This is a genomic window from Ruminococcoides intestinale, assembly GCF_040095935.1.
Taxonomy (GTDB): Bacteria; Bacillota; Clostridia; order Oscillospirales; family Acutalibacteraceae; genus Ruminococcoides; species Ruminococcoides intestinale.
Genome location: NZ_JBBMFQ010000008.1, coordinates 33,668 through 54,219, shown reverse-complemented (window position 1 = coordinate 54,219; position 20,552 = coordinate 33,668). Strand labels below are relative to the sequence as shown.

Here is a 20,552-nt window from a genome sequence, read left to right as displayed (position 1 = left end):
AGATAGGGAGATGCCAACACAAAGCATACACCCAAACGGGTGTTTTGCTCTATATTCCTCCATAGCTCAGTCGGTAGTGCGAGTGTACAGAAATGTACCGGAAACTATTGATTAGTTTGAGGAAACAACCAAATATGTTGTTTAAGTCCACTACCGGAGACTTAAGTAACAAAAAAAGATTGCTCTTTGTGCAGTCTTAATGGAAATCTTTGAGCGATTCAAAGAAAATTGTATAATCCTCCATAGCTCAGTCGGTAGTGCGAGTGTACAGAAATGTACTCGAAACTATTACTTAGCCAGAGGAACAAAAAATATGTTGTTTAAATCCGCTACCGGGGATTTAAGTAACAAAAAAGATTGCTTTTTGTGCAGTCTTGACAAAAATCTTTGGTAAATCTCAAAGAAAATTGTATATTCCTCCATAGCTCAGTCGGTAGAGCGCATGACTGTTAATCATGATGTCACTGGTTCGAGCCCAGTTGGGGGAGCCAAAAGAGGCTCATAGTTTTTCTATGAGCCTCGATTACTTATATACAAAATTTATTTCCGGTAGAAGTGATAATTGTTTTATCGGAAAGGAAAAGATATGGAGTTCGAAAATATGACAGACAAACAATTTGATGTTCTTATGAACTCAATTATCCAAATAGTAAAGGATTCTGAAACTAAAGATGAAGCTGTTGAAAAGCTACAAAATTTAGTTAAAGGTAAAGAAAACTGATTACTTTCGCTAATCTGCTTAATTTAATATTATCAAATATATGAGTCAATCATTATATTTCTTATTTTAGAGATATAGTAATTGGCTCTTTTTTTATTTGGCAATCGTTTTAATTTTTTTGATTAGAACGGTTGCCTTTTTTTATTTACAAAAAATTGAAAGGAATGATTTTAAATGTATTTTACCGACACACCCGAACTCAGGAAGTTTGAAAGAGAGATGCGTCAGAAACCGAATTTTGACAGGCGCAATGATGAGTGTGATGAAAATGAAATCTCACATTTCTCTGACAACAAAAATGTCAATATAAACAGAAAAAAAGAAGGAGGTTGATTTTATGACAATAAAAATCAGAAGTCCCACTAATGGATATTGCTTGAATCAAAACTAAAAAATAGGAGATGTATAACTTGAACGAATATGAAAGACAGCGCAGAATCGCTGAAAGTACAAAGAAATTGTATCCGCCGGGTACAAGAATTGAGCTTATCAGTATGAAAGACCCTTACGCACCTGTTCCGGCAGGAACAAGAGGAACAGTAAAATTTGTTGATTCAATGGGAACGATATTCCCCGAGTGGGACAACGGTCGTTCACTTGGAGTTGTTCCCGGTGAGGACTCATTCAGAAAGCTCACTCAGGAAGAAATCGAAGCAGAAAACCAATCTAAATCAGAAGTTGAAAATGAAACTCCTGATGAGGATAGCGGAATGACTATGGGAATGTGAGGTGAGTTTTAATCTATAAATCTTCGTTGGAATGAAGATTTATGGCAATCAAATTTTTTGATGTGTTTGCAGGCATCGGCGGTTTCCGTTCAGGACTTGAAGCCATAGGCGGTTTTGAGTGCATCGGATACTGCGAAATCGACAAGTATGCAAAGCAGGCATATGAAGCAATGTATGACACGGGAGGTGAACTTTACTTTGATGACGCAAGAAAAATCGTACCCGAACAGTTACCCGAGTTCGACCTTATTACCGGCGGATTTCCTTACCAAAGCTTCTCAATCGCAGGAGCAAGAAAAGGATTTGACGATACAAGAGGAACGCTGTTTTTTGAAATTGCAAGAATTGTTGCCGTTAAAAAACCTAAGTATATCTTCCTCGAAAATGTTCCCGGTCTGCTTAACCATGACTCAGGCAAAACATTTGAAACAATCCTCCTCTCCCCAAAAAGCTGTAAGCTTTTTGGGGAGAGGAGGCACAGCATAGCGGACGAGCTTTTGACCGCTTGCGGTCGAAACGAGTAAGCAGAGCTTGTGCCGACGAGGGGTATGATGTATGCTGGCAGGTACTTAACAGCAAAAATTTCGGAGTTCCACAGTCACGAAATCGAGTGTTCATTATCGGATATCTTAGAGGACAATGTGCCGGAGAAGTATTATCTTTCACGCAAACAAGCGGAAAAACTCTTATACAAAGAAAACCCAACGCAAGGTGAACGAATCTACTCATCAAAAGGACTAAGCTGTACGCTTACAAGCGGTTCGGGCGGATTCGGCGGTCATTCGGGACTTTATCTCATTGAAAATACCGAAAATTTTGGTCTGCCGATAAAATCTAAAACCAAAGACGGTTATCAGATCGCATATCCCGGCGACAGCATTGATACTGCCTTTTCAGGACAAAATTCAAGGCGTGGCAGAGTAGGAAGTCAGATAGCGCATACTCTGACAACTTCCGCAACTCAGGCATATTATTTCATCGACCTGAACCCCGAACCTAAGCTGACAGAAATTGCAAGGTGCATAACTGCAAGACATGATTCGGGAATCAGTAACCACAAGGCTGAACATTCGGGTGTTTTCGTAGAAAGCACGAATATTGCAGATGATGAAAAATTCGCAGTTGCTTTTGTTGAGCCAAACGGTGAAGTTCATATCGGCAGAATAAGAAAACTTACTCCGAGGAAGTGCTGGAAATTACAAGGCTTCACAGATGATCAGTTTGACAAGGCAAAAGCGACAGGACTATCCGACAGCAGGCTCTACAAGATGGCAGGAAATGCTGTGACAGTGAAGGTAATCTCTGAAATCGGGAAGATTATCAAAAAGGTAAACGATAAAAATTAAATAACAACTAATATCAATCGTTCCGAACGACTGGTATTGGTTTTCATATATAAGCCGTTGGTTGAGTTAAAAGCTTAATCAACGGCTTTTTGTCGTTTCTGGGGCGATTGGTATTCAGAAATGGAGTGATGAATATCAAAACCCCTGTGAGTTGGATGGGTAACAAAACATCCATCCTTCATATTTTGTACGCCCTGTTTCCTCTGAATTACGAAAGGTATATTGAACCGTTCGGAGGCTCGGGAGCTGTACTTTTAGGCAAGAAAAAGCCTGATAAGTTCGAAGTTTACAATGACTATAACCATAATCTTGTAAACCTCTTTCGCTGTATGCGTGACAGACCTATGGCATTCATAAAAGAACTCGGATTTTATCCGCTTAATTCAAGGGATGATTTTAATGCAATCAGGGATTTCTTCAGACAGGAGAAGTTTGAGGATAAGTACCTTGATGAAGAATTGGAACTGACGAAGATTATCCTGCCTGACTTGAAAGCAGAAGAAATCATAGAGCTATATGTCAGAATGAAACAGGACTACGATTTGCGCAGAGCCGTAATGTTTCTTAAACTCTTACGATACAGCTATTCAAGCGGAGGAAAATCCTTTGCCTGTCAGCCATTTTCAGTAGTAAGCCTTTTTCAACTTATAGAGCAAGTGGGAAAAAGGCTTGAAAATGAGGTGATTGAAAATCAGGATTTCGAGGTATTAATCAAGCATTATGACCGAGATAATGCCTTTTTCTACTGCGATCCGCCGTACTATTCAAGCGAGTATGTTTATCATTGCGGATTCACTTGGGATGACCATCTGAGGCTGAAAAACACGCTTGCAAATTCAAAGGGTAAATGGCTTGTTCCATACAACGATTGTGAAGAAATCCGCAATTTGTATGACGGATATCCATTTTTTGATTTCACAAGGCTTCACAATATGAAACAGCGAATCAACGCAGGCGAACAATTCCCCAAACTGCTAATCAGCAACTACGATATGTATGAAAGGCAGAGAAACAAGCCGTTACAGTTAAGCCTGCTTGACTTAACAACCGAACAACAAATTGATTTAGAACAAATTTTGAAGGAGTGTATTATTAACAATGGAAAATAGAATTTATGTAAGCATACCGCTTGACGCACTTATTGTATCAGGAATCACATCCGACTGTGCTGTGCAGATTTCAGCTGTGGAAGGAGCAATTCTAATTGAGAGGTGCGATGATGATTGCGAAAATTTTGATGACAAGTGTAATTGTAGCAACTGTATCTGTGATGAGTGCAGAGCAGAGCTTGCGGAAAGCGAGGACGAGTAGTGCTTAAAATATACAGAGTTCTCGGTAAAAAAGGAAGAATTACAATCCCTTTTGTAATCCGTCAGCGAATCGGATTCAGATACAACGATGTTTTATCATTCACCCAGCAGGATGACGGCTCGGTAGTTGTCAGGAGAGAAAAAATCTGCGATAACTGTAACGAACTTACAGAAGAATTCGAGGAAAATTTCACCCTTGAAGATTTCCTTGACAGCCTGTCCGAGGAAGAACAGAGAGATGCACTTTTACATCTTTCTCTGCTGTGGGCAGAAAAGCAGAAACACTAAATCGGAGGTAAATTTATAATGGCACAGAATACAAATTACAAAGGAACCAAAAACAATAATCAGAAAAAGAAACTGCCGTATATCAAGGTAAGAATTGATAAGCTCTTTGATATTGATAATTGCAACACAAAGGCGTTCGCAAGCGTTACTGTCGGAGGTGCGGTTGCAATTCACGGAATCAGAGTGATGAACTCAAGAAAAGGCTTATTTGTTGCAATGCCTGCAAGTAACTATGTTGATGAAAACGGCGAAACGAAGTTCAGCGAGATTGCTCACCCGATTTCAAAGGAGTCAAGAGATATGCTAAACAGCAAGGTTATGGAAGTGTATCATCAGGCACTTGATGAACAGCAGAGTGAAAAGGAAACCGAGGATATGTCGGAAGATGAATCAGAAAGCTTTACGCAGAGTATGTGATTTTGCCTTGACTTTTACTCTAGACTTATGTATAATATCTTTCAATTTGAATGGTAATTTCGGGAGATAAATAAAATGAAAGTTTTAGTAATGAATTGTAGTCCAGTAAGAAATGGCGCGACTGCTGAAATAGTAAATATTGTTTCAGATTGTTTGAAAGAAAAATATGATGTCAGAAGTATTTGTATTGATGATTTTGATATAAGTTTTTGTAAAGGGTGTAGAAATTGTCATAATACAGCTAAATGTATTCAAGATGATGATGTAGTCAAAATAATTCAACAGTATGAATGGGCAGATATTATTATATCAGTGTCTCCTTCATATTGGGCTGACATTCCGGGACAATTTAAGGCTTTTATTGATAGGTGCACACCTTGGTGTAACACTCATGACCCTCATGCTACCATAAGTAGCGGAAAGAAAGGATATTCAATAGCTTTAAGAACTGGTCCAAGTATGAGAGAATGTAGCCGAGTTATTGAAAGCATCGAACACTTCTATGGACATTTGGAGATTGAGTGTTGCGATAGTTTAGGCTTGTGTTCAGTAGAGTATAAGGAGGCAGTGAAACAAAGAAAGAATGAAATTATAAAGTTTTGCGATAAAATTTAAGAATATGCTCTGGACATTTGAAATTCTTTGGATATACTTGTTGCTTGAAAGGAGCGATGAGAATATGAAAAAGAAAATCGCAATAATGCTGACATTGATTTTAGCAACAGGAACATTCACAGCTTGTACGGCAGAAGAAAAAATGGATAATAGTTCTTTATCACCCACGGTTTCAACTTCCGTGGGTGTTTCTGCATCTGGGAAAAGTTCTGAAATGGCAACAACCGAAACAATGCAATCCACCGAAAAAGCAACCGCTTCAAATGAAACAGAGCCTTCGGAAAAGGATACAAAATCCGAAGAAAAAACCGACAGTGGGCAAAATTCGGCGGTTGTTTCAGCAACGAATCCGATTCAGAAAACGCAAACTGAGGTTCAGAACAACAGCAAGAATACAGTGAATAGTAATCAGTCCGAATCAAAATCGACTACTAAAAAAGAAACTGAAACTCCTACTCAAAAGCCTGCTGTAAAACTGACGCAACCGCCTACCAAAGCAAAAACGGTTGATGTTCATTATGCGGTGAGTGCCTGCATAGCCTACGGTCAGCAGCTTGGAATGAAATACGATTCCTCACTGAACACAGGCAACGCAAGCTGGTTCTCGCCCACAAACGCATCATATTATGATGATACGCAAAGCCTGACAGCAGATTGCTATGGTGATGTTGAGTATGTAGCCTACTACTTCCAAAGCAGTGGCATAGCTCCGAGAGACTTATCATTCAATGTAATTGCAGAAAACAACAAAATATATGTAGTCTACTGTTGAGCATACGATTAAGCAAGGCACTCACTTCATTGTGGGTGCTTATTTTTATGAAAGGAAGATGACAATGAAAATCAATAGTATAACACTCTCAGACCTCCGCCGTATGAACGGTAAGGAAGGACTCATCTTGCAGGGCTGTGGAGGTGAAATTAAAGAATGGATGGACGGCATCAATAAAATGCTTACGGACAAAGGAATACTTCTTGACAACACAAAGTTTGAGAATATTTCGGTGTTCATGAGTGACGGCGTAACCTGTATTCTCTATCCCTTTGAAGATGTCCACCTTGACATCGGCAAGCTTGCAATGTGGCGATTGCAATCCTACACAGCCTTTGCAGGAATGTGGCTTTCCGATTATGTAGATAACAAGCTCGGTGGTTTTATTATCGATGAACAGAGCAAAGCAGAAAAGGTCAAACCCGACTGTGCATTGATAGGTCAGGACGGCAATATATTCAATCTGTTAGGAATTGCAAGCTGTACATTAAAGCAAAACGGTATGGCTTACGAAGCAAAAGAAATGTGCAGTCGTGTTACGAGTTCGGAAAGTTACTGCGAAGCGCTGAACATTATCGGCGAATATGTAAATATTACGGATGGCAGTGAGCAGTCCGATGATATAGATGAAGATTTCAATGAAGGGCAGGCGATGAAATTATGATTGTATTTAAGCAGAATAAGACGTCAATCGGGGCAAGGGTAAAATCTTGCCCCATATTTTTTATGAAAGGATTTTTAAAATGACTAAGTTAATCAGAAATAAGAAATTCACAAGAATAACTGCACTTTTACTCGTGGTTGCCGTAATATTCGGAACAATGTTCTCGCTCCCTGTAAGTGCAGCAAGCGGTGATGAAGTTACAATTACCTTTGACTACTGTTATGACAGTACAGGAAACATAATCAAATTTCAGCAGACAACGGTCAGCAACGGCTACACAGTCGGTACTCCCGGTGAGGAGCTGTGCAAGATTTTTGCAGACGGCAAGGAAGCCTACTGCATTGAACCCGGTCACACTCTCTATTCGGGCAATACGCTGACCGAGGACGGTTCAACCGTTTGGAAGAATTTAGGCTCTGCAAAGCAGAAAGCAATCAACCTCGCTCTGCTCTACGGCAAACCCGGTTCAGGAAAAAGCTTAAGCGGAACAGAGGATCAGAAATGGGTAGCAACACAGCTGATTGTATGGGAGTTTGTTTCAGGTTGTCGTTCTACAAGCGAAGGCTATAAATGCACAAATACAAAGTTTATTGACGGTATCTGTGCAGGCGGAGCAAACCCCGGAGTTAAGTCAGTTTACAATGCTATCTCAAAAAGCCTTGCCAATTACTCAATTGTTCCAAGCTTTGCATCGGCAATCGCTTCAAAGGCTGAAACCTATGAGATGAAGTATTCAGATGGAAAATATACTTTAAAACTTACAGACAGCAACAGTATTCTTTCGGATTTCAGTTTCAAGACAACAGGCGGTGTGAGTGCAACGGTATCAGGCAACAAGCTGACGCTCACCTCCTCAAATCCCGTGAACGATGCAGTAACATTTAACTTTGCAAAGTCAATGCCAAGCGTAGGAAATACAACTCTTGTTCCATATGGTGACGCAAGCCTTCAGGATGTAATCACAGGAGTTGAAAATGACGCTGACCCGATAAGAGCATATTTCAAGGTCAAGACAAGCTCAGGCAATCTCAAGCTCATTAAAACTTCCGAGGACGGCAATGTTGCAAATATTGAGTTTACCGTAAAAGGCGATGGTTACAGTAAGACAGTTAAGACAAACTCAAAGGGCGAATTTGAATTAACTGACCTTTTTCCCGGAAGTTACACCGTTACCGAAATTACAGACAGTAAGTACGAAACCCAGAAATCGCAGACCGTTAAGGTTGAAAGCGGTAAAACTGCAACGGTGACCTTTAAAAATGTGCTTAAAAAGTGGAATCTTACTGTTACAAAAACAGACGCTGAAACAAAGTCTGCACAGGGTGATGCAACACTCGCAGGAGCAGTTTACGGTATCTACAATAACGGCAAGTTGGTTGACAAATACACCACAGACAAGAATGGCAGTTTTAAAACTTCATATTATGTTTGCGGAGATAACTGGACTCTGAAAGAAATTGAGCCAAGCGAGGGTTATCTGCTTGACGAAACCGAGTATCATATCGGCGCAGAAGCAAAGAAATACACCATTGAAAACAACAGCATTTCAATGGGCGTTACAGAGGATATTTTAAAGGGCAAAATCTCCATTATCAAGCACACTGATGACGGCAGTACGAAAATTGAAACACCCGAAAAATGTGCAGAATTTCAGGTGTATCTGAAATCATCGGGAAGCTATGCAAAAGCAACAGAATCCGAAAGAGATAATCTTATATGTGACGAGTACGGCTTTGCGGAAACAAAGGATTTGCCTTACGGAACATACACAGTTCATCAGACCAAGGGTTGGAACGGTACAGAGTTCATTGCTGATTTTGATGTGTTTATTTCTGAAAATAATAAGACTTACAAATACCTCATCAATAATGCAAGCCTTGAAAGCTATGTAAAGATAGTAAAGGTTGACAGCGAAACAGGCAAACAGATTCCGTATGCAGGCGCAGGCTTTCAGATTTATGATCCTAACGACAAGCTCGTGACTATGACCTACACCTATCCCGAAGTAACGACTATTGACACCTTCTATACAAATTCTGATGGTTACCTTATCACACCTGAAACTCTGCCCTACAGCAAAGGCTATTCAGTCGTTGAGGTGCAGGCTCCTTACGGATATGTGCTTGATTCAACACCGATTTACTTTGATATTACAGCAGAAAACACAACAGAAGAAAACGGTGTCACAATCGTAAAAACCGAGAAGAAAAACACTCCGCAGAAAGGTACAATTACCGTAGAAAAAACAGGCGAAATTTTCTCAAATGTAACTTCTTCGGGAGAAAAAGAAATAGTCTATCAGCCTGAATATTCTTTAAACAGTTTGTCGGGTGCTGTGTTTGAAATCTATGCAGATGAAGATATTACAACTCCTGACGGAACGGTCAGAGTAAAGGAAGATACGCTTGTAGATACCATCATCACAGGGACGAATGGAAAAGCCACAAGCAATGAGTTTTACCTCGGTAAATACCGTGTTGTAGAAAAAACAGCTCCTTACGGATTTGTTCTGAACAAGACTGTAAATCATATAGAACTCACCTACTCAGGACAGAACGAAAAGGTGACAAGCACATCAACCTCATTTACAAATGACAGGCAGAAAGTCATAATTGACCTTACAAAAATTCTTGAACAAAACGAAAAATTCAACATTGGCAGTAATGACGAAATCCTCAATGTTTCATTCGGGCTTTACGCTGATGAAGATTTAAAGGCTTCAAACGGCACAGTCATTCCGGAGAACGGACTTCTTGAAATCATCACCTGTAATGAAAAAGGTAAGGCAACCTTTACAACCGACCTTCCGATTGGAAGTTACTATGTTAAGGAAATCAGCACTGACAGCCACTATATCCTATCTGAGAAAAAATACCCTGTTGTGTTTGAATACGCAGGACAGGATACAGCAACTGTTCATATCTCGGTTAATGACGGTAAAGAGATTGAAAATGAAATCATCTACGGCGCAATCAAAGGACTAAAGATTGACCGTGAAACAGGCGAAAATATTGCAGGCGCATTATTTGGATTGTTTAGTATTTATGAAATCAAATTCACAGAAGAAATAGCAATCCTTACAGCCGAATCAAATGAGGAAGGAATCTTCACTTTTGAAAATGTTCCATACGGCGAATACATTGTCTGTGAATTAAAGCCTGCCACGGGATATCTTCCAAATGGTGAAAGCTATCCCGTGACAATTTCAGAGAACAAGGAAGTTGTTGAAATTAACGTACTGAACGATAAAATTCCTGAACTGAAAACTACAGCAGCCATTGACGGCAAAAAGGAATTTACGGTAAACGGCGATGTAACTATTGATGATGTCGTGTCATACAAGCACCTTGTACCCGGCAAAGAATACACGGTTAAAGGTATTTTGATGGATAAAGCAACAGGCAAACCATTTCTTGTAGACGGTAAGGAAATCACCTCAGAAGTAACCTTTACAGCAGAAAAAGCAAACAGCGAAGTGACAGTCTCCTTTACCTTTGACGGCTCGATAATTACAAAAGATACTGATGTCGTTGTGTTTGAAAGTCTTTATTATGATGGTGTTGAAATCGCCGTACACGCCGACATTGATGACACAGATCAGACAGTAACAATTCATCCACAGCCTGAACCCGAAAAACCGCAGACTGGTGATAACTCAAATCTCGGCTTTTATATCGGCTTGGGTTCTGTTGCTGTCGGCGGTTTGATTGCATTTCTTATCATAAAATTTAAAAGGAAAGATGAGGACGATGAATAATGCACAGGGCATATATCTGTTCGCCTTTGGGCGGTAATGTATCTGTAAACATTGAAAACGCAAAACGATATGCCCGTTATGCGTTAGAGTGCGGTATGGCTCCGTTCATACCGCATTTTTATGTGCTGATTTTAGATGACAGAAATGATAAAGAAAGGAATCTCGGTATGAACGCAGGACTTTCTATGCTTTGGGTTTGTGATGCGGTTTGGGTTTTCGGAGATGAAATAACTGAGAGTATGAAAACAGAAATTCGCTTTGCAGAAAAACTGAACATCGAAGTCAGATATATATCGGAGAATGATTTAAGAAAATCGGAGGTAAAAAATGATAAAGTCAAGAAAAATTAAGTTATTGAAGTGGTTGGCAGGAATATCAGTAATACTGTTAATGCTCGGAATATCGGCGGTAACAGTCTTTGCCGCAGGAGATGTATCATCAGCCATCGAAAGTACATGGACCTCGGCGCAAACACAGATTAAAAATGTTGTAAATAATGTTGTTTTTCCTGCTGTAGATATGATTCTTGCTATACTTTTCTTTGTCAAACTTGCAACCGCGTATATGGACTATCGCAAGCACGGGCAGTTTGAGTTCACGGCGCCGGCAATTCTTTTCGGTTGTCTTGTGTTCTCGCTGACAGCACCACTGTACATTTGGACGATACTCTGATAACAATAAAAATAAGGCTGTTGTGTTAAGTCATAACAGCCTTTTGTGGAGGTGATTTATATTTTTGACTGGTTAGGAGATTTTATCGGTGGTATCGGAAGTGCCATAGGCGGTGTGTTCGATTACCTCGGTGAGCAAATCTCAAACGCTATATGGAACACGATGTTACAGTGGTTCTATGAAACGATTTACAACGCTGTCGCAGACTTTTTCACTATGATGGGAAATATGGGCGCAGATGTGTTTGACCTTGAATGGGTGCAGGCGACAATAAATCTGTTTACGCTGTTTGGCTGGGCATTGTTCGTCGCAGGCACGGTCGTCGCCGTGTTTGATGTTGCAATAGAGTATCAGAACGGCAGAGCAAACATAAAGACAACTGCAATTAATGTCTTAAAAGGTTTCTTTGCCTGTTCGCTGTTCGGCGTTGTGCCTGTGGAACTGTATAAATTTTGCATCAGCCTGCAAAACACATTCTCAAAGGATTTGTCATCTATAATGGCAGGGCAACAAAGCATTGATTTAGCCGGACAAAGCACAAGTGTTTTAGAGGGCAGTTTTGCAGTAGCAACACAGACAACATTCGGCTTGCTGAATCTGTTATGCATGATAGCCTTTGCCTACTGCGTAATAAAAATCTTTTTTGCGAACATCAAGCGTGGAGGAATTCTGCTCATACAAATGGCGGTAGGTGCACTGTATATGTTCAGCGTTCCGAGAGGATATCAGGACGGCTTTAATCAGTGGATGAAACAGATAGCGGCACTGTGCCTTACGGCATTTATGCAGACAACTCTGCTGTTCCTCGGGTTGCTAACCTTCCCCGGTAATATGCTTTTAGGACTTGGAATAATGCTTGCATCAAACGAAGTTCCTAGAATTGCACAGCAGTTCGGACTTGATTCATCAGTTAAGGTTAATATGACGAGCATTGTTCACGCAACCACTACTGCCGTAAATCTGACGAGAAGTGTTGCAAGGGCGGCTAAATAACTTAGTGCCAATGTTCTACTCCACTTATGTTGCGTAGAACATTACTGCTTTTTAGCGTAAAATTTCCGCTAAAAAGCAGAGGCGCAATGCTCCTTGGCACAAGTTGCAATCTATCGCAAAGTTCTAATCAAACAAGCTTGTTAGAACTTTGCTCCGATTTAAAACGAAAGGAATTTAAAGATTATGACCACTTATTTATATCCGCAAAACCTAAAAGCCACAGCCAATCTATGGCTGTGGAGCTTACGGGATTTTGCAATTATGAGCATAGCACTTTTGTTATCAATACTGATACTTGCACAGACGAGAATAATAGTACCTCTTGCGGTAACTCTCTGTTTCGGCTTTTTGTCAATAAGACTGGAAGATACAACAATTCTTGATTTCATACGCTATGCCGTAAAGTATTTTATATCAACTCAACAGATATATTTCTGGGCAGAAAGGGGCAAATAAATGAAGAACAAGCAGAAAAAAACAAAACAAAAAGGTAAATCTGTTCAGGATTTGATGGGCATAAAAACCTTTACGAAAAACGGTTTAAAGGTCGGCAAGAAAGAATTTATTTTCTATATGGTTCAGCCTACAAATATTTCTGTGCTTTCCCACACGAATATCGAAATCAAGGTGCGCCACCTGATGATGGTGCTTTCTGCTGTGCCGGATATTGAGATCACCTGTACCGATTCCTGCGAGTGCTTCGATACAAACAAAAGCTATATCAAAGGCAGAATTGAAGCTGAACAGAATGAAAAAGTCAGAAAAATATTGAATAAGGATCTGGATTTTCTCGATAGTATTCAGACCGAAACCTCAACCGCAAGACAGTTCCTGTTCATTGCAAGGTGTAAATCTTCAAAATCAGAAAATGTTTTGCAGAAAGCAAACAGAGTTGAGAAGATTATTTCAGACCAAGGCTTTGAAGTAACCAGAATGAAGAAAGCCGACATCAAGCGTTTTCTTGCAATATATTTTGACGCAAGTATGAACGGCGATTTGATGCCCGACTATGACGGCGAACAGTATTATGAAAAGGAGCATACCTATGAAGAAACATAAAGAAAAAATCAAAATAGGAATTGTGATAGGCGTATTTTCTGTTGTTATAATTGCCTGCCTGGTTTCAATATTTTCGCAGGTGTTTAAAGAGTACAAAGAGAATGAAAGTTTTAAAAACCTTGCAGAAATTGTTACTGAGGAATCGACAGGTAATGATACTGAAAAAGAACAATTCATAAATCCAAATTTATTAAAAGTCAGTGATTGTGATAATGATGTTCAAGACGAATCGTCTATGTATTTCACGACATATTACGAACCTCATTCAATATCGGAACTCATTTCGATGAATTCCGAATGCTTCGGCTGGATCAACATATCAGGAACAAACATAAACTATCCTGTTATGCACACACCCAGTAATCCGCAGAAGTATCTGAATAGGAATTTTTACGGTGAGTACAGCTATAGCGGTACACCGTTTCTTGATGCAAGGTGTTCAGCCGACAGCACCAATCTCATAATTTACGGACACCATATGAACAACGGCACAATGTTTGCAGACCTCTACAACTATACCGATTATTCTTATTTTACGGAACATCCGACAGTTGTGCTCAAAACGAAAGACGGGGCATTTGCTTACTCCGTCTTTTCTGTTATGAAAGTAAAATCCGATGATGATTGGTACAGATTCACAACAGTTGGAACGGAAAAAAGCTATAACTCAAGAATTGAATATGCAAAAGAGAAATCCATATACGACACAGGAATTACACCTGTTTACGGTCAGCAGATTCTAACGCTTTCAACCTGTTACGGATACAATCAAGATGACCGCATACTTGTGTTGGCAGTTCGAAATTAAAGGGGGTAAAAATTATGGGACTATTCAATAGAAAACCAAAGGTGCTCACACCAGAACAGGCAGAGGAAATTTACACAAAAGATTTCTTTGATATGATTCTGCCGTCAACAATAAAATTCTTGACAGATCACTACATTGTCGGCGACTCATACCGCAGTGTATGGGCGGTTCGTGAATATCCGCCGTCAACTGAAGAACAGGCGATTCTTTCACAGCTTGCAGACAGAAACGGAGTAACTCTCCGCATCTATCACAGACTTGTGGAGAGTATGGAACAGCGTAAAATCATACAGAACGCAACACGCAAAAATAAGCTCAAATCAAGCGGTAACGATGTAAACGAAACCATTGAAGCACAGGGCAACTTGCAGGATGTTGTCACGCTGATGGCAAATCTGCGAAAGAACAAAGAGGCTTTATTGCATTGTTCTGTGTTCATCGAACTTAAAGCCAAAAGCAAACAGAAATTAAAAGAGTTGCAAACTGATATTGCAATGGAGCTTACTCGCTCAAAAATTGAAGTTGACCGTCTGACTTTAAGACAGAAAGAAGGCTTCTTGTCGGTGAACCCCATAGGTTCAAATCAATTCGGAAGTTTGTATGAGCGTGTTCTGCCTGCTTCATCTGTTGCAAATCTGTTCCCGTTTAATTTTTCAGGTAAGACAGACCCTAACGGCTTGTATATCGGGCGAGATAAGTACGGCACTAATATCCTTGTGGATTTCGACCGCAGGACAGAGGACAAAACTACATCAAATATCCTTATCCTCGGAAACAGCGGTCAGGGCAAATCGTATTTATTGAAACTCATCCTTACAAACATTCGTGAAAGCGGAAAGAAAATCTTATGCCTTGACCCCGAAGCGGAGTATGAGGATCTGACAAATGCCCTCGGCGGTTGCTACATTGATTTTATGTCGGGCAAATACAAAATCAATCCCCTTGAGCCTAAAGCTTGGAATGACGGACAGGATGAGATTGACAAAGACGCACCGCCTGCATTTAACAAAGTTACCCGATTATCACAGCATATTGCATTTCTAAAAGACTTTTTTAGAACCTACAAGGATTTCACGGACGCACAGCTTGATACAATTGAAATTCTGCTTATGAAGCTGTATGCACGATTCGGCATTACAGACACAACAGATTACAGTACAAAAAAGCCTACTGACTTCCCTGTGATGAGTGATTTCTATGATTTGTGCGAGGAAGAATATATGACCTACGACCACAAGCGAAAGTATCTTTACACAGAAGAAATCCTGCAAGAGGTTTGTCTGGGTATTCACAGTATGTGCGTTGGTTCTGAATCAAAGTATTTCAACGGTCACACGAATATCACCGATGACAGATTCCTGTGTTTCGGAGTTAAGGGTTTGCTTGACACTAACAAAAGACTCAAAGATGTTAAATATAATTATTGTTCGAAACCGAATAGGATGTAATTAAACGAGATGACCTTTATTGTTTATCTCGTTTTTATTTAGTGAAAAATATGTTTATATTTCAAAAACTATTTTAATTAACTTGTTTGCAAAAAAAGTATTATTGATTTTCTTGACAACTTTGAATTTATACGCTAAAATTATATATAGAACATATGTTCTATGTGATCGATCAAAAATATTAATTATTTATTAGGAGGAAAAAATTATTGAGTAAGCAAGCATTTCTCTTTCATATTTATACGGTGGAAAGTGGATAGGTTTTAGTGATCAGACAAAATCTACTATGGACTGCTTAAAGATTAAAACAAGTTCAAATGAATCTTTTTATTTACAATATAGAACTTGGAATAAGGGAATGAATGGATATTATCCATATGTAAAAAGTACTGAAAACGATTATGCAGGTTCTTCAGGTAAGCCAATTCAACAACTTCAGATTCAAGCATACAGGAATGATGGTACGAAGTTAGTATCAGGTATTGTTGTTATGTATAGAGCCTTTGTAGAAAATAAATGGCTACCATGGGTAAGTAATGCTGACCCTGAATGGATGGATAGTGTACAGAGTAAATATAATCTGGGTGGCACTTTAGATACCAGCAGCTCGTATGCCGGTATCTCCGGAAAGAATATTAGCGGAATAGAAATTCGTGTTTATAAAGAATCATCGTTAGGAAACTACTCTGGTGGTGAATCAAATCCTTCGCTAAGCTATATGGTTGGAAATGAATCTAATTGGAAGTCTTTTTCAAAAAGCACTTTGTCATCCAGAATAGATGGAATAAAAATACAGACAGGCAGTAACAAGGATTATTATTTAACTTATCGAACATGGAATGAAGGACAGTCATCTTATTATCCTGCCGTAAATAGTACAGAAAATGATTATGCAGGCTCCCCTGGAAAAGCTATTCAGAGGTTAAGTATCAATGTATATAGAAATAATGGCACAAAACTTACTTCCGGAATTATTGTTATGTATAGAGTATATACTGATTCAAGGTGGTTGCCATGGGTAAGTAACGCTGATCCTGAATGGATGAGAAATGTAAAAACTAAATATAGTTTGAATGGTACTTTAGATACAGGTTCATCTTATGCCGGCATAGACGGTAAAAATATTGGTGGCGTTGAAATTCGTATTTTTGAAGAAGATTCGTTAAATGCGGGTTCAGGTAGTTTCGTTGGTTCTGAAGAATTAATAACAACCCAGTATATGGCAAATAGTACATCTAATTGGAAAAGTTTCAATCATAAAGTAATGGCTTCTCCTATTGACGGTATTAAAATTCAGACCAATTCAAATTCGGATTTTTATTTGCGTTACAAAACATGGAACGAAGGACAATCATACTATTATCCTGAAGTAACAAGTTTAGAAAATGATTACGCAGGTTATCCAAATAAACCAATTCAGGGACTGAGTATAAGTGCATATAGTAAGGATGGAACAAAGCTAACTGCCGGTGTTGTTGTAATGTATCGTGCTTATGTTGATGGAAGATGGTTGCCATGGGTTAGTAATGCTGATCCGGAGTGGATGCAGGATGTTCAAGAAAACTATAATTTAGGTGGAACATTGGATGTCAGTTCATCATATGCCGGAATTATCGGTAAAAATATAAGCGGTGTTGAAATCTATGTGTTTAATGGCAAATCCATCTCATCATCAATCGGTAATTTATCCGGAGGCAAAGTAGCTTCAACACTTAGCTATATTGACGAAGATTCTAATTGGCATAGCTTTACTTCAACTGCAAGCTCTGTTCATATTAATGGTATAAAAATTAAAACCGACAAGGATAAGCCATATTACCTTTTATACAGGACTTGGAATGAAGGAAAATCATACTATTATCCTTTTGTTAAAAGCACTGAAAATGACTATGCAGGATATCCGGGTGGCATTGTGCAGTTATTGAATATTCAAGTATATAGTAAGGATGATGTAAAACTAACATCAGGTGTAGTTGTTATGTACAGAGTGCATGTAGGAGGAAGTTGGCTGCCTTGGGTAAGTAATGCTGATCCAAAATGGATGCGTAGTGTACAGACAAAGTATAATTTAGGTGGCACTTTGGACACAGGGGCTTCCTATGCGGGTATAGATGGCCAAAATATAAACGGAGTAGAAATTTATATATATGAGGAGAATGAAATTTATACTAAGCCGCAAACACCTATAGGTAATAGTAAAATAATTCAAGCCCCGTTTATTTCCCAATTAGGCAAATATCCAACAGGATGCGAAAGTGTTACAACAGTTATGGCACTAAATCATATTGGCATAGATATATCTGTAGATAAATTTATTGATTCGTACTTAACTAAAACAGGAGTTCCTTTTGATCCCAATATTTCATTTGGAGGAAATCCCAGATATACGAGTGGGTATGGATGTTATGCACCGGTAATAAAAAAGGCATTGGATAAAGCTTTATCCGGACAAAAATATACTGCAAAACAATTATATGGTGTTTCTCTGAAAAATTTATGTTCTAACTACATAGACAAAGGAATACCGGTAATTCTTTGGGCTACTATGTATATGAATACTCCATACATAAGTTCTACGTGGACCTACAACGGAAAAACAATTAACTGGATAGCCCCCGAACATTGTTTGCTGTTAGTGGGATACGATAGTAGCCATTATATTTTTAATGACCCTTTGACTTATCAACCACAAACCTACTATAGCAAATCTTCCGTTGAAGTGGCGTATAAAGGTTTAAACTATCAGGCTATTGTTCTTGAAAAAAAGGATACTAGCACTCCTGCACCAACGCCTGCTCCTGTATATAAATATGGTGCAGTTAAAAATCCCATAAATGGAAAAATATATCCGATTGAATACTATGAAAATGGTAAGTCTTATTATAAAGAAGAGCATATAAATGAAGAAAAAACAACCAGATTAGTAAAAAATTCATTTGATGTAGCAAAATTTATTTCAGGACTTGCTTTTGATGATAGTTTGGTAGATAAAATGGATAAAGCTCCACTTATTGGCAGTATTTATGGTATTGTTATTGGCGGTATTACATCGTTTTCTGAAAGCTGGGAGTCATTATATATTGATGTTAAATACTACAAGGCAAAAAGTTCAGGTAGAAGATGGGCTAATATTGAATGCGGTGAATCAAATTATTGTAATTTCTTCAACAACTTAATATCACTAAAAAATCTATCTATGAAAGATATTCATGGATATTGGTCGGGAGCTAATATATATTCTGCAGTAGTTTGGGAAACTACTGTTAATGATTTTGCAAAGGGTGAGTATGGTAAATATAAAGGAATAGTACCAAATGATTCATATAATTATGATATAGTTTTTACATTTGACGAAAGACGAAGAAGTGATAAACATGTTTCGTGGATCTTTTGTGGTGAAAATGGAAAAATGTACGAATATGCGACTATATATGATAGCGAAAAAATAGAAATTGTTGTTAAAAATTTTTGGGGGACAGAAGTTGATCGCATAAATATTATGCCTCAAATTAATCCTGTAAGTGAATTACCTCAAGATAAAGCGGCACTTTTTGAATTTGTGAAAGCATAAATATATTCATAACATAACAGCCGAAGTAGAAAAATACTTCGGCTGTTATTACAATAAATAGATTTTAAAAAATATAAAATTTAATAATCTACGCCCTCTTGTTTTAGCATATTATCTTCAATTTTATAGTGTTTGGTAATTTCCATATTATCAGCAACCCACAGCGCTAAATCGCCCGAAGAAAGTTCTGTATTATCGTCAAAAGCTCCGCATACGGAAAAATCGTCATCACGGTAGCAATTAATAGCTTTATATGTTTTATCTATAATTATGTAGGAATATTCGACCGCAATGATATTTCCGTTCTTACCGTTATATTCACTGAAAGTAAAATCAAATGCCCATTTTTTGTCATTCCATGACTCTGGCGTTGTAACATCTGGTGTACTTATACCGTTAACAAGCATATTAAAGTAATCCATAATGCTTTCAGGAGTTTCAAAAGTAACATCTGGGAAACTGTCCATTACCTTACCTATGTTTATATATTCAATATTATCGCAAATTAAATCTTTTATACCATCATATTTGCCATTAAATAAATCTTTATAAGCTTGTTTATATTTGTCATCAATTGGCATTAGAGATGGAATGATATAGTTTTCTATACTTAACTTGTAGGGAGAAATTTTATCGCTGGCATTTGTTTCATTTGCTTTAGAACTAAAACAGGCAATAGAAACATAATCTTGAGTTAATACTTTCCAATCTGATGGCACGTCAAGTGAAAAAGTTACATAATCTTCTTGGCTGTTTTCCGTTACCGTTTTTGTTTCTACATCAGGCCTAATAATTTTATTATTCTGCTGACATCCTACGAGTGAAATCATAAGCACGATGGATATTATTGCTGATAAGATTTTGTTTTTCATTTGTATGCTCCTATTCCTATTATATATTTTAACTGGAAATTATTTGAGATTTTTGATTTTATGCATTTTTTACTAAATTGTGATATCTATTATACTTCTTGTATTGCTTTTTGTAAAGTAATAATAAAAATAAATTTCAAACTTAATTAAAGTAATAAAGGTAAGTATATCAGGACTTATGCAAAGTTATGTGGGATATGTTTGTTCTACGAAAGGTGGCATAAGATATGGATATACTTGAAGATTTATATTATGGAAACTTATTCCCTCACGAAAAATGTTCAAGGCTTGACGATGAGGTCAAAGAACTATTGAAACTGCTCAACAGGAATGAAGAAAAGTTTGTGGCAACCCTGACTGAGGTACAGAAAGAAACCTTCGAAAAATACAAGGACTGCAATCGTGAGATTTCTGAAATCAGTGAGCGAGAAATATTCCTGAACGGATTTCGGATGGGTGCAAGAATTATCATTGATGTAGTAAATAATTAAGAAATCGGATAAGCAATCAA

General features: G+C 38.3%; 21 protein-coding genes, 1 tRNA gene and 1 pseudogene. 22 read left to right on the top strand and 1 reads right to left on the bottom strand.

Annotated elements, in window-relative coordinates; genetic code table 11:
* The first annotated feature begins 415 nt into the window (after positions 1–415).
* The 21 genes and pseudogenes from WMO31_RS10540 (at position 416) to WMO31_RS10440 (ending at position 19,169) form a co-directional block, all read left to right on the top strand.
* Positions 416–491 (top strand) — tRNA-Asn (locus WMO31_RS10540).
* Positions 492–895: 404 nt separating this feature from the next.
* Positions 896–1,054 carry a hypothetical protein gene (locus WMO31_RS10535; protein ID WP_329975342.1) on the top strand — a complete coding sequence of 53 codons (159 nt, stop codon included), beginning with the start codon at positions 896–898 and terminating at the stop codon, positions 1,052–1,054.
* Positions 1,055–1,131: 77 nt separating this feature from the next.
* Positions 1,132–1,449 (top strand): DUF4314 domain-containing protein, encoded by a 318-nt coding sequence (locus WMO31_RS10530; RefSeq protein WP_367999682.1) that lies wholly within the window; start codon positions 1,132–1,134, stop codon positions 1,447–1,449.
* A 41-nt stretch (positions 1,450–1,490) separates the two neighbouring features.
* Positions 1,491–1,973, top strand: a complete 483-nt coding sequence (gene dcm / locus WMO31_RS10525; protein WP_367999681.1) for a DNA (cytosine-5-)-methyltransferase — start codon at positions 1,491–1,493, stop codon at positions 1,971–1,973.
* Positions 1,955–2,795: pseudogene (locus tag WMO31_RS10520) on the top strand (DNA cytosine methyltransferase). The gene dcm and the pseudogene WMO31_RS10520 overlap by 19 nt, the downstream one beginning before the upstream one ends.
* Positions 2,796–2,950: 155 nt before the next feature.
* On the top strand, positions 2,951–3,904 hold the full coding sequence (locus tag WMO31_RS10515) for a DNA adenine methylase (RefSeq protein ID WP_367999680.1): 954 nt from the start codon (positions 2,951–2,953) through the stop codon (positions 3,902–3,904).
* Positions 3,894–4,106 carry a hypothetical protein gene (locus WMO31_RS10510; protein WP_119252515.1) on the top strand — a complete coding sequence of 71 codons (213 nt, stop codon included), beginning with the start codon at positions 3,894–3,896 and terminating at the stop codon, positions 4,104–4,106. Before WMO31_RS10515 ends, WMO31_RS10510 begins: the two co-directional genes overlap by 11 nt.
* Positions 4,106–4,393 (top strand): AbrB/MazE/SpoVT family DNA-binding domain-containing protein, encoded by a 288-nt coding sequence (locus tag WMO31_RS10505; protein WP_295243521.1) that lies wholly within the window; start codon positions 4,106–4,108, stop codon positions 4,391–4,393. The genes WMO31_RS10510 and WMO31_RS10505 overlap by 1 nt, the downstream gene beginning before the upstream one ends.
* A gap of 18 nt (positions 4,394–4,411) precedes the next feature.
* Positions 4,412–4,810, top strand: coding sequence for a SpoVG family protein (locus tag WMO31_RS10500; protein ID WP_295243519.1), 399 nt, complete (start codon positions 4,412–4,414; stop codon positions 4,808–4,810).
* Between the two features lie 75 nt (positions 4,811–4,885).
* Positions 4,886–5,425, top strand: coding sequence for a flavodoxin family protein (locus WMO31_RS10495; RefSeq protein ID WP_295243516.1), 540 nt, complete (start codon positions 4,886–4,888; stop codon positions 5,423–5,425).
* 64 nt (positions 5,426–5,489) lie between these two features.
* Positions 5,490–6,197, top strand: a complete 708-nt coding sequence (locus WMO31_RS10490) for a hypothetical protein (protein WP_295243513.1) — start codon at positions 5,490–5,492, stop codon at positions 6,195–6,197.
* Positions 6,198–6,261: 64 nt separating this feature from the next.
* Entirely contained in the window at positions 6,262–6,861 is a 600-nt protein-coding gene (locus WMO31_RS10485) for a hypothetical protein (protein ID WP_367999679.1), read from the top strand.
* 79 nt (positions 6,862–6,940) lie between these two features.
* The gene (locus WMO31_RS10480; RefSeq protein ID WP_367999678.1) at positions 6,941–10,618 is read left to right on the top strand and encodes a SpaA isopeptide-forming pilin-related protein; all 3,678 of its coding nucleotides are present in this window, start codon (positions 6,941–6,943) and stop codon (positions 10,616–10,618) included.
* Positions 10,618–10,968 carry a DUF7768 domain-containing protein gene (locus WMO31_RS10475; RefSeq protein WP_367999677.1) on the top strand — a complete coding sequence of 117 codons (351 nt, stop codon included), beginning with the start codon at positions 10,618–10,620 and terminating at the stop codon, positions 10,966–10,968. Before WMO31_RS10480 ends, WMO31_RS10475 begins: the two co-directional genes overlap by 1 nt.
* The gene (locus tag WMO31_RS10470) at positions 10,946–11,290 is read left to right on the top strand and encodes a DUF3852 domain-containing protein (RefSeq protein WP_249376195.1); all 345 of its coding nucleotides are present in this window, start codon (positions 10,946–10,948) and stop codon (positions 11,288–11,290) included. Before WMO31_RS10475 ends, WMO31_RS10470 begins: the two co-directional genes overlap by 23 nt.
* A gap of 45 nt (positions 11,291–11,335) precedes the next feature.
* Positions 11,336–12,283 carry a conjugal transfer protein TrbL family protein gene (locus WMO31_RS10465; RefSeq protein ID WP_367999676.1) on the top strand — a complete coding sequence of 316 codons (948 nt, stop codon included), beginning with the start codon at positions 11,336–11,338 and terminating at the stop codon, positions 12,281–12,283.
* 183 nt (positions 12,284–12,466) lie between these two features.
* Positions 12,467–12,739 (top strand): hypothetical protein, encoded by a 273-nt coding sequence (locus tag WMO31_RS11280; protein ID WP_117705859.1) that lies wholly within the window; start codon positions 12,467–12,469, stop codon positions 12,737–12,739.
* The gene (locus WMO31_RS10455; protein WP_367999675.1) at positions 12,740–13,342 is read left to right on the top strand and encodes a hypothetical protein; all 603 of its coding nucleotides are present in this window, start codon (positions 12,740–12,742) and stop codon (positions 13,340–13,342) included.
* The gene (locus tag WMO31_RS10450; RefSeq protein WP_367999674.1) at positions 13,329–14,150 is read left to right on the top strand and encodes a class B sortase; all 822 of its coding nucleotides are present in this window, start codon (positions 13,329–13,331) and stop codon (positions 14,148–14,150) included. Before WMO31_RS10455 ends, WMO31_RS10450 begins: the two co-directional genes overlap by 14 nt.
* Before the next feature lie 14 nt (positions 14,151–14,164).
* Positions 14,165–15,598: a VirB4 family type IV secretion system protein gene (locus WMO31_RS10445; protein WP_438871057.1), complete on the top strand. Its 1,434-nt coding sequence runs from the start codon at positions 14,165–14,167 to the stop codon at positions 15,596–15,598.
* A gap of 358 nt (positions 15,599–15,956) precedes the next feature.
* Positions 15,957–19,169 (top strand): C39 family peptidase, encoded by a 3,213-nt coding sequence (locus WMO31_RS10440; RefSeq protein WP_367999673.1) that lies wholly within the window; start codon positions 15,957–15,959, stop codon positions 19,167–19,169.
* An 80-nt stretch (positions 19,170–19,249) separates the two neighbouring features.
* Here the strand turns inward: WMO31_RS10440 and WMO31_RS10435 are convergent, their stop codons facing one another.
* Positions 19,250–20,041, bottom strand: coding sequence for a hypothetical protein (locus tag WMO31_RS10435; RefSeq protein WP_367999672.1), 792 nt, complete (start codon positions 20,039–20,041; stop codon positions 19,250–19,252).
* 227 nt (positions 20,042–20,268) lie between these two features.
* On the opposite strand from WMO31_RS10435, the gene WMO31_RS10430 reads away from it, so the two are divergent.
* The gene (locus WMO31_RS10430; protein WP_117931695.1) at positions 20,269–20,532 is read left to right on the top strand and encodes a DUF6809 family protein; all 264 of its coding nucleotides are present in this window, start codon (positions 20,269–20,271) and stop codon (positions 20,530–20,532) included.
* Positions 20,533–20,552 lie beyond the last annotated feature (20 nt).